Source organism: Ancylomarina sp. (assembly GCF_041555295.1).
Lineage (GTDB): Bacteria > Bacteroidota > Bacteroidia > Bacteroidales > Marinifilaceae > Ancylomarina.
Genome location: NZ_JBFFKR010000481.1, coordinates 1 through 1,506, shown reverse-complemented (window position 1 = coordinate 1,506; position 1,506 = coordinate 1). Strand labels below are relative to the sequence as shown.

Here is a 1,506-nt window from a genome sequence, read left to right as displayed (position 1 = left end):
TCAGGAGCCGAAAAGGAGTTGATGGCTTTTGTTGAGAAGACTCAGACACCTGTTGCTTGTACCTTGTTGGGCTTATCATCTTTTCCAACAGATCATCCACTTTATGTTGGGATGCTGGGTATGCATGGTAATTACGGACCGAATAAAAACACCAACGAATGTGATGTTTTGATAGCAGTTGGTATGCGTTTCGATGATAGAGTAACGGGAGATACAGCGAAATATGCAACGCAAGCTAAGATTGTTCATATTGATATCGACAGATCGGAGCATAATAAAAATATAAAGGTTGATGTACCCGTATTGGCTGATGCAAAGCAAGCTTTGACTGCCTTGAATGAATTGGTTCGTGGAAATGTTAAGCCTGAGTGGATGAAGAGTTTTAAAGATTTCTATCAGCTTGAATTTGATAAAGTGATCAAGAAACAAGCTTATTCTGACAGAGAGCAAATTAATATGGCTGAAGTTGTTCGTTTAGTATCAGAACAAACTAATGGTGAAGCCATTTTGTGTACCGATGTTGGTCAGCATCAAATGACTTCAGCTCGTTACTACGAGTTTAAAAAGCCGAATACGCAAATTACTTCAGGAGGTTTGGGAACTATGGGATTTGGTTTGCCAGCAGCCATTGGAGCTCAGATTGGAGATAGAAATGCTCAAGTTGTATCCATATCTGGTGATGGTGGTTTTCAGATGACTTTACAGGAATTAGCAGTGATTAAGCAATACAATTTGCCTGTTAAAACCATTGTTTTGAATAACTCATTCTTGGGTATGGTACGACAGTGGCAAGATCTGTTTTTCGATAAGCGTTTTTCTTGTACTCGATTGGAGAATCCTGATTTCGTGAAGATTGTTGAGGGATACGGTATACAAGCTAAAAGAGTTAGCAAACGTGAAGAACTGGACGCAGCTATCAAAGAAATGTTGGAATCGCCAAACGCTTACTTTTTGGAAGTTGTTGTCGAAACTGAATCTAATGTATTACCGATGATTGAACCTGGAGCAGCCGTTTCTGAGATGAGACTGGAGTAATTTTCAATTATGAATTACGAATTTACGATAAACCTGTTAGCCTACGACGAAGTAGTTCCTAGCAGAGCTAAAAAGGTTAAAGAGGGGCCATGTGGTTTTCTTAGTAATAAATTCTTAGCGAGCTTTGCGAAAAGCCTTAGTGCTCTTTGCGTTAAAATGTTTTAAGGTGAAATGTAGAATAGAATTCAAAAACCTAAAGAGATGAAAGAATATACAATAAGCGTTTTTTCAGAAAACAATATCGGTCTGCTGAATGAAGTAACCATCGTTTTCTCAAGAAGGAAAATCAATATAGAGAGTTTAACTGTTTCGGAATCCGAGGTGAAAGGCGTTTCACGATACACAATCGTAGCCTATATGGATGAGAGCAAGGTTGAGAATGTGGTGCTGCAAATTGAAAAGATTATTGGCGTTTTTAAAGCACATTATTTCGAAGCAGAAGAAATCGTTCATCAGGAAGTGGCACTGTTT

At 38.5% G+C, this 1,506-nt stretch carries 2 protein-coding genes; both read left to right on the top strand.

The window, feature by feature from the left end:
• On the top strand, positions 1-1,035 hold a 1,035-nt coding region (locus ABY905_RS17265), incomplete at its 5' end, for a thiamine pyrophosphate-binding protein (protein ID WP_372646141.1).
• A 201-nt stretch (positions 1,036-1,236) separates the two neighbouring features.
• A partial coding sequence (gene ilvN / locus ABY905_RS17260; protein WP_372646139.1) for an acetolactate synthase small subunit occupies positions 1,237-1,506 on the top strand: 270 nt, incomplete at its 3' end.